This is a genomic window from Flavobacterium sp. 38-13 (assembly GCF_001899155.1).
Classification (GTDB): domain Bacteria; phylum Bacteroidota; class Bacteroidia; order Flavobacteriales; family Flavobacteriaceae; genus Flavobacterium; species Flavobacterium lindanitolerans.
Genome location: NZ_MKVG01000014.1, coordinates 160,954 through 175,944 on the forward strand (window position 1 = coordinate 160,954; position 14,991 = coordinate 175,944).

The 14,991-nt window shown below is 39.4% G+C and carries 11 protein-coding genes; 9 read left to right on the top strand and 2 right to left on the bottom strand.

Annotated features, from left to right (window positions below; all coding sequences use genetic code 11):
- Entirely contained in the window at positions 1 to 1,266 is a 1,266-nt protein-coding gene (locus tag BGO88_RS09110; RefSeq protein ID WP_273238946.1) for an efflux RND transporter periplasmic adaptor subunit, read from the top strand.
- A 16-nt stretch (positions 1,267 to 1,282) separates the two neighbouring features.
- Positions 1,283 to 3,178, top strand: a complete 1,896-nt coding sequence (locus BGO88_RS09115; RefSeq protein ID WP_286706667.1) for a heavy metal translocating P-type ATPase — start codon at positions 1,283 to 1,285, stop codon at positions 3,176 to 3,178.
- 80 nt (positions 3,179 to 3,258) lie between these two features.
- Here the strand turns inward: BGO88_RS09115 and BGO88_RS09120 are convergent, their stop codons facing one another.
- Positions 3,259 to 6,378: a T9SS type A sorting domain-containing protein gene (locus BGO88_RS09120; RefSeq protein ID WP_286706668.1), complete on the bottom strand. Its 3,120-nt coding sequence runs from the start codon at positions 6,376 to 6,378 to the stop codon at positions 3,259 to 3,261.
- Between the two features lie 490 nt (positions 6,379 to 6,868).
- On the opposite strand from BGO88_RS09120, the gene BGO88_RS09125 reads away from it, so the two are divergent.
- The 5 genes from BGO88_RS09125 to BGO88_RS09145 all read left to right on the top strand — a co-directional run bounded on the left by BGO88_RS09125 (position 6,869) and on the right by BGO88_RS09145 (position 11,356).
- Positions 6,869 to 7,432, top strand: a complete 564-nt coding sequence (locus BGO88_RS09125; protein ID WP_056069129.1) for a helix-turn-helix domain-containing protein — start codon at positions 6,869 to 6,871, stop codon at positions 7,430 to 7,432.
- Between the two features lie 198 nt (positions 7,433 to 7,630).
- Positions 7,631 to 10,048, top strand: coding sequence for a heavy metal translocating P-type ATPase (locus BGO88_RS09130; protein WP_286706669.1), 2,418 nt, complete (start codon positions 7,631 to 7,633; stop codon positions 10,046 to 10,048).
- Positions 10,049 to 10,136: 88 nt separating this feature from the next.
- A complete protein-coding gene (locus BGO88_RS09135) occupies positions 10,137 to 10,385 on the top strand; it encodes a heavy-metal-associated domain-containing protein (protein WP_286706670.1) in 249 nt (82 codons plus the stop codon).
- Between the two features lie 24 nt (positions 10,386 to 10,409).
- Positions 10,410 to 10,625, top strand: coding sequence for a heavy-metal-associated domain-containing protein (locus BGO88_RS09140; protein WP_286706671.1), 216 nt, complete (start codon positions 10,410 to 10,412; stop codon positions 10,623 to 10,625).
- A gap of 104 nt (positions 10,626 to 10,729) precedes the next feature.
- The gene (locus BGO88_RS09145; RefSeq protein ID WP_286706672.1) at positions 10,730 to 11,356 is read left to right on the top strand and encodes a Type 1 glutamine amidotransferase-like domain-containing protein; all 627 of its coding nucleotides are present in this window, start codon (positions 10,730 to 10,732) and stop codon (positions 11,354 to 11,356) included.
- A 180-nt stretch (positions 11,357 to 11,536) separates the two neighbouring features.
- On the opposite strand, the gene BGO88_RS09150 is transcribed toward BGO88_RS09145, so the two are convergent.
- Complete coding sequence (locus tag BGO88_RS09150; RefSeq protein ID WP_286706673.1) at positions 11,537 to 12,337, bottom strand: AraC family transcriptional regulator; 801 nt, start codon at positions 12,335 to 12,337, stop codon at positions 11,537 to 11,539.
- 68 nt (positions 12,338 to 12,405) lie between these two features.
- On the opposite strand from BGO88_RS09150, the gene BGO88_RS09155 reads away from it, so the two are divergent.
- Complete coding sequence (locus tag BGO88_RS09155) at positions 12,406 to 13,557, top strand: Atu1372/SO_1960 family protein (protein ID WP_286706674.1); 1,152 nt, start codon at positions 12,406 to 12,408, stop codon at positions 13,555 to 13,557.
- 18 nt (positions 13,558 to 13,575) lie between these two features.
- A complete protein-coding gene (locus BGO88_RS09160; protein ID WP_286706675.1) occupies positions 13,576 to 14,766 on the top strand; it encodes a CynX/NimT family MFS transporter in 1,191 nt (396 codons plus the stop codon).
- The last annotated feature ends 225 nt before the right edge of the window (positions 14,767 to 14,991 follow it).

Below are 14,991 nucleotides of genomic sequence, written 5' to 3' on the forward strand. Positions count from 1 at the left end.
ATGAACAGAAAAAACATAGTATACGGAAGCCTTGCGGCAATTGCTATTGCTTTGATTCTTTATTTTTCACTTCGACATACCGAAAATGACGGTCATAATCATGATGGAGAGAAAACGGAAAAAGAGCCAAAAGAAGTAGCTACAGCTAAAGAAGTAGAGTTGAACGAAGCGCAATATAAAGCCGCAGGAGTTGAGCTTGGAACTTTTGCAATGAAGAATCTGAGCGAGGTTGTAAATGCCAATGGCTATACCAAACTGCCGCCGCAAAATCAGGCAGATGTTTCGGTACATCTTACAGGAATCGTTAAGTCCATAAACGTGATAGAAGGGCAGGCGGTGAAAAAAGGTCAGGTACTGGCAACAATAGAAAGCCCGGAATTTGCTAAATTGCAGGAAGCCTATCAGACTTCAAAAAGCAATCTGGAATTTCTGACTCTGGAATATGAAAGACAGAAAACATTGAGCGAAGAAAATGTCAATTCCAAAAAAGTCTTCCAGAAAACAAAGGCCGATTTTGAAACAGAAAAGGCAAGGTTAAGCTCCCTCAAACAACAGTTAAACCTGCTTAATCTGAGCGGAAGTACCAATTCGGGTTCCATTATGCCGGTTGTGGCGCCTATATCGGGTTATATTACCGAAATAAATATCAAGATTGGCAGCAATGCCGAAGTTGGCAAGCCGCTATTGAGCATTGTCGACAATTCACAATTGCATGTCGACCTTTTGGTATATGAAAAAGATTTGCAGAAAGTAAAACCGGGGCAAAACATCCGGTTTGTACTCACTAATCAGGACAATACCGAAATAAAAGGAAAAGTCTTTAACGTTGGAAAAGCTTTTGAGAATGAAACCAAATCAGTAGCAGTTCATGCAGATATTATTAATAAAAGCCAGACACTGATTCCCGGAATGTATGTCAATGCCCTGATTGATGTTGGCGCAAGAGATGTTCAGGCATTGCCGCTTGATGCTATTGTCAAGGCCGAAGGAAGGGAATTTATCTTTATCCTTGAAGAAGGACATGAGGAAGAAGCACATGATTCAGAAGAAGGCCATTCACATGAAGACGGACACAAACATGAGGAAGCCGGCAAAATGTATCATTTTCAACGAATAGAAGTAAAAACAGGAACTTCTCAATTGGGATATGTTCAGGTTTCTGTGCTCCAAAAAATCGATGCCAACGCAAAGATTGTCTTAAAAGGAGCTTATTATATCCAAAGCCATCTGCTCAAAACTGAAGGCGGTGGCGGACACCAACATTAATTAAAAACAAAGACGTATGGCACACGACCATAGCGAAATAGGACATTCGCACAGCCACGACAACCAATGGAAAGCGTACTTGCCCGTTATAGGCAGCTTTCTGCTTTTAATTCTCGGAATCGGGTTCGAGCAATCAGAAATGGGATTTTTTAAATATCCCGTAGATTTGATATGGTATATTGTCGCCTATCTTTTGGTAGGATTAAAAGTCAATTACCAGGCCCTGAAAGAAATCAGGAATGGAAATGTCTTTTCTGAATTTTTCCTGATGTCTATTGCCACCATCGGAGCATTTTTTATAGGAGAATACTCAGAAGGTGTAGCTGTCATGTTGTTTTACGCCGTAGGAGAGTTGTTTCAGGATGCAGCAGTCCAAAGAGCACAGCGCAGTATCAAAGCATTGCTTGACATACGTCCTGATACCGTAACCGTAATCCGAAACGGAGAGCCCGTTGTCGTGAATCCTTCGGAAGTAACCATAGGCGAAATTATCCAGATGAAACCGGGCGAAAAAGTGGCATTGGACGGCGAACTGATTTCGGAAACGGCTTCATTCAACACAGCAGCACTTACGGGTGAAAGCAAACCCGATACTAAAATAAAAGGAGAAGCAGTCTTAGCGGGAATGATTAATCTCCAAACCTTAATAGACGTTAAAGTTACCGCATTGTTCAGAGACAGTAAACTGTCCAGAATTCTTGAGATGGTGCAGGAAGCTACGGCGCGAAAGTCAAAAACACAACTTTTTATCTCCCGATTTGCAAAAATTTATACGCCAATTGTAGTGTTTCTTGCCATTGCCATAGTTTCCTTGCCCTATCTATTTGTAGAAAATTATGTATTTAGTGATTGGCTCTATCGCGGGCTGGTTTTTCTGGTAATTTCCTGTCCTTGTGCTTTAGTTATATCAATTCCATTAGGCTATTTTGGAGGAATAGGGCTGGCTTCGCGTAATGGTATTCTTTTTAAAGGTAGCAATTATCTGGACGTGATGACAAAAACAGACGTTGTGGTGATGGATAAAACCGGCACACTAACCAAGGGTATCTTTGAAGTACAGGAAGTCGTATCAGTTATAGACCAAAAAGAATTATTGCTTTTGACAGCCGCATTAGAAAGCAAATCAACACACCCCATTGCTAACGCAATTGTCAGGTATTCTGGCGGAAGCTATAAAAATGCAGCCGTTTCTGAAGTAGAAGAAATTGCCGGACATGGATTAGAAGGTATTGTAGAGGGCAAAAAAGTACTGGCTGGAAATCTTAAGTTGCTTAAAAAATACAATGTTACATATGACAAGGCTATTGAGGCCAGAGTTGAGACTATTGTAGTGGTAGCAATTGATGAGGTTTATGCAGGTTATTTTGTAATTGCCGACGAACTGAAAGAAGATGCCAAAGAGGCGATTTCAAGCCTGCACGCATTAAATGTACAAACAGTAATGCTTAGTGGCGATAAGCAGAGTATTGTAGACAAGGTCGCAAAAGAATTGGGCATCGATACTGCTTTTGGGAATTTACTTCCGGAAAATAAGGTAGAAAAAGTTCAGGAACTAAAAAATCAGGGCAAGACCATCGTGTTTGTTGGCGATGGCGTGAACGATGCTCCTGTAGTTGCCCTTGCCGATGCAGGAATGGCGATGGGAGGTTTGGGAAGTGATGCCACAATAGAAACAGCCGATGTAGTAATCCAAAACGACCAACCGGGCAAAATTCCTGCCTCCATAAAAATAGGAAAAGTAACCCGAAGGATTGTTATGCAGAATATCAGTCTTGCATTTGGTGTCAAAGTATTCGTGCTTATTTTGGGTGCCGGGGGTTTGGCTACTTTATGGGAAGCGGTATTTGCTGATGTAGGAGTCGCGCTTCTGGCTATTCTCAATGCCGTCAGGATACAAAGAATGAAAATTTAATAAATAAAGAAACCATCAATAACAATTGATGGTTTCTCTTTTTTATGCGGTTGCTGGCTCAACAAGCCTTATAAGACATCTTATTTGATAGCAACTTTTTTAGAAACTGTAGAGTTCCCGGATTTGATTTGGATGATGTAAATTCCTTTTTGTGCGTTTCCTAAATCAATTACCTCCTGAGAAGCTACTTTTTTAGAAAGGATGTTTTTTCCTAATGAATCAAATACAGTAATGTCAGCATTTTCACCGGCAAAATCCAATTGGAACTGACCGTTGTTTGGATTTGGATATAATTTTATTTCGCTATCCAAAGCAGTAGTGCTTTTTTTGTTGTTAGTTGCAGCCGCTCTTGGAGAAGCACTATAGCAAGTCCAGGCCACATCGTCAATTATTGTTCTGTTCACGCTGTTTCTGATTTCGATAGTAGCGTTTCCGGATACGTTTATAGCTTGAGAATAAACAGTAGTAGCAGTTGATGTAACAGCAATATCACCTCCGTATTGTACTCCGTTTACGAATACTTTCAAAACAGAATCACCTGTAAAAACTCTTTGGTAGTTAAAAGTCAAAGTGCCAATACCTGTAGTGATAGGAGCCGTGTTAGTCAAAGTACCTGTTCTTAGGGCTATAGCATCACCATTCAAATCCTGATCCGTTCTTGCGTCAGTAGCAGACCATGTAATGCTGTTGTTTCCTGTCCAGGTTCTGTTGGCATAAGTACTTGAGCTGCTTCCTAAGTTAGAGAAAGTTTCTGTACCTCCAACACATGGAGCACCAGTAGTTAGGATTTCATCATAAGCAGGAAGTGAAGCATAGAAAGGACTTCCAATACACTCGGCATTGTAAGGATAAATTACGATAGAATAGTTCGTGTTGGCAGTAAGACCTGTAACGTTAAAAGTTGTATTCGTACCGGCATAAACTACTTTACCATCGCCTAAAATATCATTTGCCTGATAAACAGTTCCGTTAACCGGAGCATTTACCACACCACTACCAGTGGTAATAACAGCAAGATATCCTGAAGCTGTAACGCCAGAAACAGCAACTGAAGCAGAAGTATCTGTTATATTAGAACTTGTAATTACCGCTGTTCCTGTAGGAGCAACACAGTTTTCCTGAACGCTGGCTTTAAGCTCAATCTGGCAAGAACCTTCATTGGCATCATTGTTTACCACAGTAAGCGTTGCAGGCTTGTTTCCAAGAGTTGCACCGTTGAATTGTACTTCAACTTCAATAGCACTTAAAGGAACTACTGTGAAAGGTGCTGCCGGTGAAACTATAGTATAATTAACAGCATCGCTTAATGTAAGAGCACTTACTTCTAAATCCTGATTACCTAAATTCTCAACAGTAAAAATGATGTTTTTGTTTGTATTTGGAAGCACAGCTCCAAAATCAATGGTGAAATTACCACACTCCTTTAAGATTAGGTCACTGTCAGAAAGTTGTAATTCAGGCCCGTTTGGTGCAGTATAGCAATTCCATGACAAATCATCGATAACAGTCCTGTTACCGCTGTTTCTGATTTCTATAGATACTGGTCCGGCAACATCAATAGCCTGAGAAAATGCAGCAGTAGTGTCTGATGAAACAGTAATATCGCCACCATATTGTACTCCGTTTACGAATACTTTTAGTGTTGAATCGCCGCTGAATACTTTTTTGTAATTGAAAGTCAATGTTCCGATACCTCCGGCAACCGGAGCCGTGTTTTTAAGGATTCCGGTTCTCAATGCGATAGCATCACCGGTCAAATCCTGGTCATTTCTTGAATCAGTAGCAGACCACGTTACACCGTTGTCACCTGTCCATGTTCTTGTTGTATACGTACTGGAAGCAGTACCTAAGTTAGAGAAAGTCTCATTTCCACCAATACATGGCGCAACCGGAGTTGTAAATGCTTCATCAATTGAAGTTTCTGTGTAGTATAATGGGCCGCCAGTACAGTTAGCATTATTATAAGGGAATACAAAAATATGGTATGGCGTATTTTCTGTAAGTCCGGAAACAGTGAAACTTGTATTAGTTCCTTTGTAAGCCACTGTTCCGCCACCTAAACTGTCTCCAACATTGTAGTTTGTTGTGTTTACAGGAGCAGCAGACAAAGTACCTGATGTTGAGATAACAGCAAGATAAGCATCGGCAGCAGCGCTTGTTACAACAACATCGGCAGAAGAATGAGCAATGTTTGACACAGCAACGTCAGCACCGGCAATAACCGGAGCAGCACATTCCTGAAGAGCAGTTCCCGTTAAGTTAACAATACAAGAAGCCTCGTCAGCATCATCACTCGCAATAGTCAATGTAGAATTTTTGATTCCGGCTGTTGTGCCCTGGAAACGAACCAAAACCAATCCTGAACCTGACGGAGCAACCGTAAAAGGAATAGAAGGAGAAATGATTGTGAAATCTGTTGTATTGCTCAATGTCAAAGCAGAAACATTCAAAGCAGCAGTTCCCGGGTTCTTAACCGTAAAAACAGCATCATGATATTGGTTTACAGCACGCGAACCAAAATCAATTGAAAAATTACCACACTCGCGGTTTGCGCCAGAAGCATCAGCTAATTGGATTTCAGGAGCAGCAACGGCAGAATAGCAGTTCCATGTCAAATCATCAACAATGGTTCTGTTACCGCTGTTTCTGATTTCGATAACTGCATTTCCTGATACATTTACAGCATAAGAAAAAGTAGCAGCCGTTTCAGAAGTAACAGCAATGTCACCACCATACTGAACACCATTTACGAATAGTTTCAGAGTAGAATTTCCGGAGAATACTCTTTTATATTTAAAGCTAAGGGTTCCAACACCATTAGCAATAGTGCTGGTGTTTTTCAAGGTGCTCGTTCGTAAAGCAATAGCTTTTCCCGTAAGCTCCTGGTCAGTTCTCGCATCTGTTGCAGACCAGGCTACACCATTGTCACCAGTCCAGGTTCTTGTAGCATAAGCGCTGGCAGCAGTTCCAATGTTTGAGAATGTTTCCGAACCTCCGGCACAGTCGAAAAGGTTCAGCGCCAAAGTACGATAAGGGTTTTCAAAAAGGCCGGTTCCCTCAATAGGGTTGGCTAATAATGCAGCGTTAAAAGCTGTAGATACATTTGTTTTAGATGTGCTAACCGGGGAAGAAGATTTTCCAAAGGAAAGTCCCGATATACTTGCAAATACTAAAGCAGCAAAAAATCGTTTTTTAAACATAATTGTAAAATTTAAGATTGGAAGGAAATAGTGTTTTTAAAGGATAAAATATACCTGCAGGGTTTATCGCTTTATCAATCCAAATTTAATTTTAATAATTTTTTAAGAACGGATTTTTAAGATAAGGATTTATTAAAAAATGGTTATTAACTATTTGAAATGCAGTGTTTTATATTACAAAATAGTAACAAGGAAAAGTAAGATTTTAATTATTTTTTACTTACATTTACTAAGAGAAAATCAAACGATTCGAGGCGGGGACTGGCTTTGTGAACAAAATAAGAGCGATTAATCTCAATTTGTGAGTTTCGTTTTGGTTACCCTAAATTTTACAAATCGTAAATAGACAGAACATTATGAAAGTTACTATAAGAAATGACAAATACTAGCGGTTTTTAAAAAAGACATTCAGGAATATTATAACATAAAATGGTGTAATCTAACTTAAATTGTAAATTTGTTATTGAGATTTGTAATGTAAATAAATACTATGGACACACTTTTTATTAAAAATATGGTTTGCAACCGCTGTATTATGGTAGTGCAAAATGAATTGGATAAATTGGGCTTAGACGTAAAAAGTATTAAGCTGGGTGAAGTAGTATTGGGGAAGGAACTTTCGGCTGAACAAAGAATGAAACTGCAAGAGGCTTTTTCACCGTTGGGTTTTGAAGTGATTGACGATAAAAAGAGCAGAATTATTGAAAAAATTAAAAACACAATCATTGAACTTGTCCACCATCAGGAAAACGAGGCTAAAACAAACCTTTCCGATGTGCTAAGCAGTAAGCTGAACCACGATTACAATTACCTGTCCAATCTGTTTTCTGAAGTTGAAGGCACCACAATTGAAAAATATTTTATCGCCCAGAAGATAGAAAAAGTAAAAGAACTCTTGGTATATGATGAATTGTCTTTAAGCGAAATTGCGTTTCGGATGAATTATTCAAGTGTTGCCTATCTAAGCAACCAATTCAAAAAAGTAACCGGACTTACGCCAAGCCATTTCAAGCAAATCCGGGAAGAGAAAAGAAAACCTTTGGATAAAGTCTAAAAATATATGCTTTGCGACCCTGTGTCTTTGCAGGCAATATTTTCACGCAAAGGCGCAGAGCCTCAAAGATCTTAAAGAGAAAGCAAGAATAACTATAAAAAACTTCTTCCCTAAATCTTACAAATCAATTCCAAAATTCCACAATAACCCCCATTGAAATTATACCCAATTTTGTATGTAAATTAAAGCAAACGAAATATGGCAACAAATAGCAATAAAGAAATCATCTATCTTCCTTTAGAAGATGTTGAAAGCGAACATTGTGCATTAATAGTTGAAAAAGGATTAGCCCAGGTAAAAGGTATAGAAACCCATAAGGTAGAACTAAACAATCGCAGGGCGGCTATTACGGTTGGCAATAACCAGGTAGTCGGTGAGGCGGTAAAGGCAATCAAGGAATTGGGCTATGGCGTTACAACCGTAAAACATACATTTCCCGTATTGGGAATGACTTGTGCTTCCTGTGCCAGCAGCGCAGAAAGTATTGTAACATTTCAGGAAGGCGTAGTGAATGCTTCCGTAAACTTCGCAACAGGCAATCTAACGGTAGAATACCTGCCTAATATGACAGATGCGTCAAAATTGCAAAAAGCAGTACAATCAATTGGCTATGACCTGTTGATAGAAAACGAAACCAAACAGCAGGAAACTTTAGAAGCACTGCACGCCCAAAAATTCCAAAAGCTGAAAAATAAAACCACCTGGGCTATCATATTATCGCTTCCGGTAGTATTTATTGGAATGTTTTTTATGGACATTCCCTATGCCAACCAGATTATGTGGCTTTTCTCAACTCCGGTAGTACTATGGCTTGGTAAAGACTTTTTTATCAATGCGTGGAAACAGGCCAAACACCGTTCTGCCAATATGGACACATTGGTAGCATTAAGTACCGGTATCGCCTATCTTTTTAGTGTTTTCAATATGTTGTTTGAAGATTTCTGGCACCAGAGAGGATTGCATGCCCATGTCTATTTCGAGGCCGCAGCCGTTATTATTGCGTTTATCCTGTTGGGAAAACTCTTGGAAGAAAAAGCCAAAGGCAACACTTCCACAGCCATAAAAAAACTGATGGGATTGCAGCCAAAGACAGTAATCATTATACAGCCGGACGGAACTGAAAAACAAATTGCCATTGAAGAGGTAAATGCAGGAGATGTTATCCTCGTAAAACCGGGTGAAAAAATAGCCGTAGACGGTATGGTCGTTTCAGGCAGTTCCTATGTAGATGAAAGTATGTTGAGCGGCGAACCTGTTCCGGTACTGAAAAAAGAAAACGAAAAAGTATTTGCCGGTACTATCAATCAAAAAGGAAGTTTCCGCTTTGAAGCCGTAAAAGTTGGCAAAGAAACAATGCTTGCCCAAATCATCAAAATGGTACAGGATGCGCAAGGAAGTAAAGCTCCGGTACAGAAACTGGTAGACAAAATTGCCGGAATCTTTGTTCCTGTCGTTATTGGGATTGCCATACTAACTTTTGTCTTATGGCTGATTCTTGGCGGGGATAATGGCTGGGTTCAGGGATTATTGGCGGCAGTCACGGTTTTGGTTATTGCTTGTCCTTGTGCGCTCGGACTCGCCACTCCAACAGCAATTATGGTTGGAGTAGGCAAAGGAGCAGAAAATGGTATTCTGATTAAAGATGCCGAAAGTCTGGAATTGGCAAAAAAAGTGACTGCTATCGTATTGGATAAAACAGGAACTATTACCGAGGGCAGACCTCAGGTCACAGGAATCCAGTGGCTAAATAATGATGACACGGCCCAAACAATTTTACTAAGCATAGAAAAACAATCCGAACACCCGTTGGCGGAAGCAGTAGTAAAACATTTGGAAGACGTTTCAACAGTAGCCTTGTCTTTATTCGACAGTATTACAGGTAAAGGCGCAAAAGCCAATTATAATAATGAAACCTATTTTGTAGGCAATAAAAAACTTCTGGCAGAAAACAATATCGTTATTGCATCACCATTGCAAAAGCAGGCAGATGAATGGGGCAGCCAGTCTAAAACCGTTATCTGGTTCTCAGATAGCAAGCAAGCGCTGTCTGTTATCGCAATTTCAGATAAAATCAAAGAAACATCGGTAGAAGCCATAAAAGAAATACAGGAAATGGGAATCGAACTGTATATGCTTACGGGCGACAACGAAGCTACGGCAAAAGCCATTGCCGGGCAGACAGGAATTGGGCATTATAAAGCCGAAGTAATGCCGCAGCATAAGGCAGATTTCATAAAAGAGCTGCAACAGCAGGGTAAAGTTGTAGCAATGGTAGGCGATGGTATTAATGACAGTACGGCTCTTGCAACGGCAGATGTGAGTATAGCGATGGGCAAGGGAAGCGATATTGCCATGGATGTGGCCAAAATGACTATTATCTCATCAGACCTTACCAAAATACCACAGGCTATAAGACTTTCAAAACAGACAGTGGCTACTATCAAACAAAACCTGTTCTGGGCGTTTATCTACAACCTTATCGGAATCCCGATTGCGGCCGGAATACTTTATCCAATTAATGGCTTCTTGTTGAATCCGATGATTGCAGGTGCGGCCATGGCATTGAGTAGCGTGAGCGTGGTAACAAACAGTTTGCGATTGAAATGGAAAAAGTAAATCAGTAAATCTCACAAATCAAAAAGAAAATTACGCAATAGTTGCCTGTAAAAGAATAGCCAACTTTGTACTATAAAAATTAATTAAAATGAAACAGATGATAATTAATATACCCGATATGCAAAGCGCACACTGCCAGGCAAGGGTAAACAATGCGGTAAAAGAAATTGATGGCGTTCAGATTCAAAACGTGGAAGCAGGTAAAATAGCCGTTTCCATTGCATCTGATAACACAAAAAATGAAGTAGTAAAAGCTATTGAAAAAGCAGGTTACAGCGTTTCGTCAGAAAGTAGCAATAATGATTCTGATTGCGCTACAGGATGTTGCAATAATTAATTCTAATTAATAATAATCAAAAAAATGGAAAATAAAGAATTTCAATTCAAAACCAATATTAATTGCGGGGGCTGCGTTGCTTCTGTAAAACCTCACCTGGACAAAGCCGAAGGGGTTAACGAATGGAATGTCGACACTAACAATAAAGACAAAATCCTAACTGTAAAAACAGAAGGAATTACCAAAGAAGAGGTGCTTGACATTATCAAAAAAACAGGTTTCAAAGCAGAACCGGTATAAATTTAATTGTTAATGGTGATAAGGCCGTATTTTCTATTCATGAAAATACGGCCTTGTTTTTTTATAAATTTACAGATGAAATAGAATTACTATAAAAAACGATTATGAATTTATATTTGTCCTCATTTCAGTTTGGAAATGAATCGGATAAACTTTGTGAGTTATTGCCATTAGGAGCAAAAATAGGACATATTACCAATGCTACAGATTGGCATGGTGCCGATGAAGCAAGGAAAAAGGCAGATTTGGAAAATGATATGGCTTTCCTGCAAAGCTTAGGATTTAAAAGCGAACATTTAGATTTAAAAGACTATTTTAACAGGAAAGAGGCTTTAGATAAAAAGCTCGCCGGACTTGACGGAGTTTGGGTGTCAGGTGGCAATACTTTTATTTTGCGACAGGCCATGCGTTTAAGCGGATTTGACACGATTTTCGGTAAACTACGCCAGCGTACCGATTTTTTATATGGAGGTTACAGTGCAGGAATATGTGTCTTATGCGACTCATTGAAATATATTGAAGAAGTAGATGACCCGACCCAATTTCCTTATAAGCAAATTAAGGAACCTATTTACGAAGGCCTGGGTTATTTTAATTATGGTATTTTGCCACACTACAAATCGGACCATTTTGAATCAGCAGCCATTTCAAAGGAAGTTGAAAAATGTATCGAAAATAAATGGCTGTTCAAAGCTTTGAGAGATGGAGAAGTTATCATTATAAAAGAGTAATTGACTGTCTGAAACTTTATAGCAAAAACGAATTCCTTTTCTTGCTTTGCGGCTCTGCGCCTTCGTGAAATAATTGCTCGCAAAGGCGCAGAGCCGCAGGATTTATATATTAGAAATCATTGATAAACTTTTAAATCTGTGGCTGGAATAAAATAGGTTCCGAGACGCTAAGTTTAAATATTACTTTTTTAGTCTGGGTTTTGTTTTCATTATGGCGTAATACGAAGAAGTAAAAGCGGGTAAACTTTTATAACCCACCATAAGAGCAATCTGGCTTAACGTATATTGTTTGGTATCAATCAATTCTATGCTTTTCAAAATGCGGATTAACTGCATGTATTTTTGCATGGTGATGCCAGTTTCCTGCTTAAAGATACGTTGCAGGCTACGCACGGACATGTTCGCAATGGATGCTAATGTGTCAATGTCAAAATTATATTTAAAATGGGTATTGATATAATTGCAAACAGGCAACAAGCGGTTATCGGCAGGAACCGGAATCTGCAAAAACTCATTCTCATTACAAAAATGGGGCAGGCTGTTCAGCATCGCTTTCAGAAAAAGTGTTTGTTCCTCATCTTCATTCGGCAACTGATTCCATTTTTCGGCATACAAAAGCATTTCTTTTAAAATCGACGGTGCTGCAAAAACATGGACATTCTGGAAGAACTCATGCTCTGGCACTGATTTAAATAAGACAATCATCAAATTCACCGTTTTGGCATCGGAAGTAGTGCGATGTTCTTTAGCCGATGGAATCCAGATAACATGGTTTTGAGGAGCAAGATAGGTATTCTGTCCGATGTGAAAATACTGATAACCGTCTTCAACATACGTTAGCTGATAACGTTGATGGGCATGGTCATATTTATCGTGCCGCCAGTTTTTTTCATACCACACATAGGCATCGGTCAATATGTTATCTACATATTGGCCTCTGCTTTTTTCAATCTGCCCACATTTTATGTTGTCGTTTTGCATATACTTTATGGCAAATTTAATAAAAATGCCAATACTAATTTTGTTATCAAACTTAATAGACAAGAAAAATGAAAAAAACATATTCTTTCCTGATAGGGATTTTAGTACTATTTATAATAAATACAGCTATGGCACAAGAACAGAAAGCAAAGGTTTTGGTTCTCATTTATTCTGATAATGGCGGAACCTACGAACTGGCAAAAGAAATAGCCAAAGGAATTGAAAGCGGACAAAATGTTCAGGCAATTATCAAACAGGTAAAGGCGTCTGAAAATCCCAAACTAAAAAATATTCCCGTAGCTACGGTTGAAGAATTGGCGGACTATGATGGTATTGCTTTTGGCTCACCGGTTTATTTTGGTAATATAAGTACCGGAATGAGCGAGTTTTTGTCAAAAACAATCGGTTTATGGTCAAGTCATGCTTTAGAGGGCAAACCGGCTACGGTTTTTATGTCGGCAGGAAGCGGAGCAGGAAAGGAACTGGCTTTACAGTCTTTTTGGAATAGTCTGGCTGTTCATGGAATGGTTCTTTTGCCTAACGGCATTAGCGGTTATGAAAATATCGATAAAAACATTCCACAGGGAAACTCTGTTTTAGGAACCACAAGCCTGGCCTCATTAAACTCGGTTGAAAGACCATCCAAAAGCGAACGTTATCTGGCAGAAGTACAAGGGAAAAATTTTGCAAAAGTAGCCTATGCTCTTAGAGATAATGAAAAGACCTTAAACATAAACAAAGTTGAGGTTGCGGAAAATAAAACAGATATCAATCAGGTTTTAAAGGACAAAAATATCGTGTTGCCATCGTTACCCAAACCGGTAGGAAACTATGAGCTCTATGCACGTTCCGGAAATCTGATATTTATCAATCAGGTAGCCCTGAAAGATGGAAAAATTGTCAATCCCGGTAAAATAGGAGTAAATGTTACAGAAGAACAGGTAAAAGAAGCGACTACAGTAACCATGCTGAATGTTCTGGCCATACTGAAAGAGGCCGTTGACGGAGATTTAAACCGCGTAAAAAAATGCGTACAGCTCATAGGTACATTCAACACGCCAGACACCTACACCAAACATGCAGAACTTATGAACCCGGCTTCAAACCTAACGGTTGAAATATTTGGTGAAAAAGGCAAACATACGCGAAACACATCAGGAGCCAGTTCACTACCTGTAGGTTCTTCGGTTTCAATCCAGGCCATTTTTGAAGTTGAATAAATACAAGTTACGATTAAAATGAAAAATAAGATTAGTTTGTCACTGCTTAGCGTAATAGTAATTATACTGATTGGCGGCGGTCTGCGTTCACCTATTACTGCTGTCAGTCCGGTATTAAGTGAAATAATAGCCCTATTGCATCTGGACAATCTGCAGGGAAGTCTGCTAACATCCATACCATTGATTGTATTTGCCAGTTGTTCAGTTTTGGTAAGTAAAGTTGCGGTAAAAGCCAATATTCATTACAGCTTGATTTATTCGCTTATTTTCCTGATTATGGGATTGTATTTTCGGGTTTACGGAAACGTACCTATGTTATATATCGGTTCATTTCTCATTGGTTTGGGAATTTGTATTGGTAATGTCACAACACCGGCCTACATAAAAAATCGGTTTCCCGAAAAAATTGGTATTATGACAGGTGTGTTTTCGGCAGCAATGAATTTGATGGCGGCTTTTGCATCGGGTTTTAGTATTGCTATTGGAAAATGGACCAATTTAGGATGGAAGGGTTCTTTGGGTATTTGGATAATCTGGACGTTGCTGGCGCTTTTTGCTGTTGGAGCAGAAGCCTTTTCAGGTAAAAGAGCGTCTGTAAAGAAACCGGTAGCACAAACAACCAAAAGCGAATTCAATATATTCCGCTCCAAACAGGCCTGGAACATCAGTGTTTTTATGGGAATTCAGTCTTTAGTGTATTACTGTTTAGTGGCTCTGTTGCCAATTGTGCTGGTTGATTATGGAATGCAGAAAGAAGAAACAGGATTGGTGCTTTTGGTGGCTCAATTATCAATGCTGCCCGTCATGTTTCTCAGTCCTGTTATTGCGACTAAAATGAAAGACCAGAAATGGATGATTTTTGGTGTCGGAATTTTAATGTTTTCGGGAATAAGTCTATTGGCTTTATTCAAAACGCAATACGTTTATTTAGCGGCAGTCCTTATCGGAATAGCAAGCGGTTGGGCTTTCAGCCTATCCATTCTGTTTTTCTCGCTCAAAAGCAAAACGATGGCCGGTACTATTAAAGTTTCCGGAAAAGCACAATCGGTGGGTTATTTAATTGCAGCTTTCGGCCCGCCAGTTTTTGGAATGTTACACGATTGGGATACGTCTTGGAAAAGTTCGTTTTACTTCTTGATGCTGATGATTGTTATCATGGTCTTTTTTGGAAGAAACGCTGCAAAACCGAGATTTGTTGAGGAGCATTGATAGTGTGCGAAAAGATTTCTTTCAAAACTCTTTGCGCCTCTGCGTCTTTGCGAGCAATTATTTTCACGCAAAGACGCAAAATTGTAAAACGCAATATATTGAACTTGTTAAAAATAAAAACAGGCAAAATGATTAAATCACTTTGCCTGTCTTAGTAGCGGGAACTGGACTCGAACCAGTGACCTTCGGGTTATGAGCCCGACGAGCTACCTACTGCTCTATCCC

Coding starts and splice junctions, on each gene's coding strand:
- BGO88_RS09120 (WP_286706668.1), bottom strand. CDS start 6,378: ATGTTTAAAAAACGATTTTTTGCTGCTTTAGTATTTGCAAGTATATCG.
- BGO88_RS09135 (WP_286706670.1), top strand. CDS start 10,137: ATGAAACAGATGATAATTAATATACCCGATATGCAAAGCGCACACTGC.
- BGO88_RS09150 (WP_286706673.1), bottom strand. CDS start 12,337: ATGCAAAACGACAACATAAAATGTGGGCAGATTGAAAAAAGCAGAGGC.
- BGO88_RS09155 (WP_286706674.1), top strand. CDS start 12,406: ATGAAAAAAACATATTCTTTCCTGATAGGGATTTTAGTACTATTTATA.
- BGO88_RS09125 (WP_056069129.1), top strand. CDS start 6,869: ATGGACACACTTTTTATTAAAAATATGGTTTGCAACCGCTGTATTATG.
- BGO88_RS09130 (WP_286706669.1), top strand. CDS start 7,631: ATGGCAACAAATAGCAATAAAGAAATCATCTATCTTCCTTTAGAAGAT.
- BGO88_RS09145 (WP_286706672.1), top strand. CDS start 10,730: ATGAATTTATATTTGTCCTCATTTCAGTTTGGAAATGAATCGGATAAA.
- BGO88_RS09110 (WP_273238946.1), top strand. CDS start 1: ATGAACAGAAAAAACATAGTATACGGAAGCCTTGCGGCAATTGCTATT.
- BGO88_RS09140 (WP_286706671.1), top strand. CDS start 10,410: ATGGAAAATAAAGAATTTCAATTCAAAACCAATATTAATTGCGGGGGC.
- BGO88_RS09115 (WP_286706667.1), top strand. CDS start 1,283: ATGGCACACGACCATAGCGAAATAGGACATTCGCACAGCCACGACAAC.
- BGO88_RS09160 (WP_286706675.1), top strand. CDS start 13,576: ATGAAAAATAAGATTAGTTTGTCACTGCTTAGCGTAATAGTAATTATA.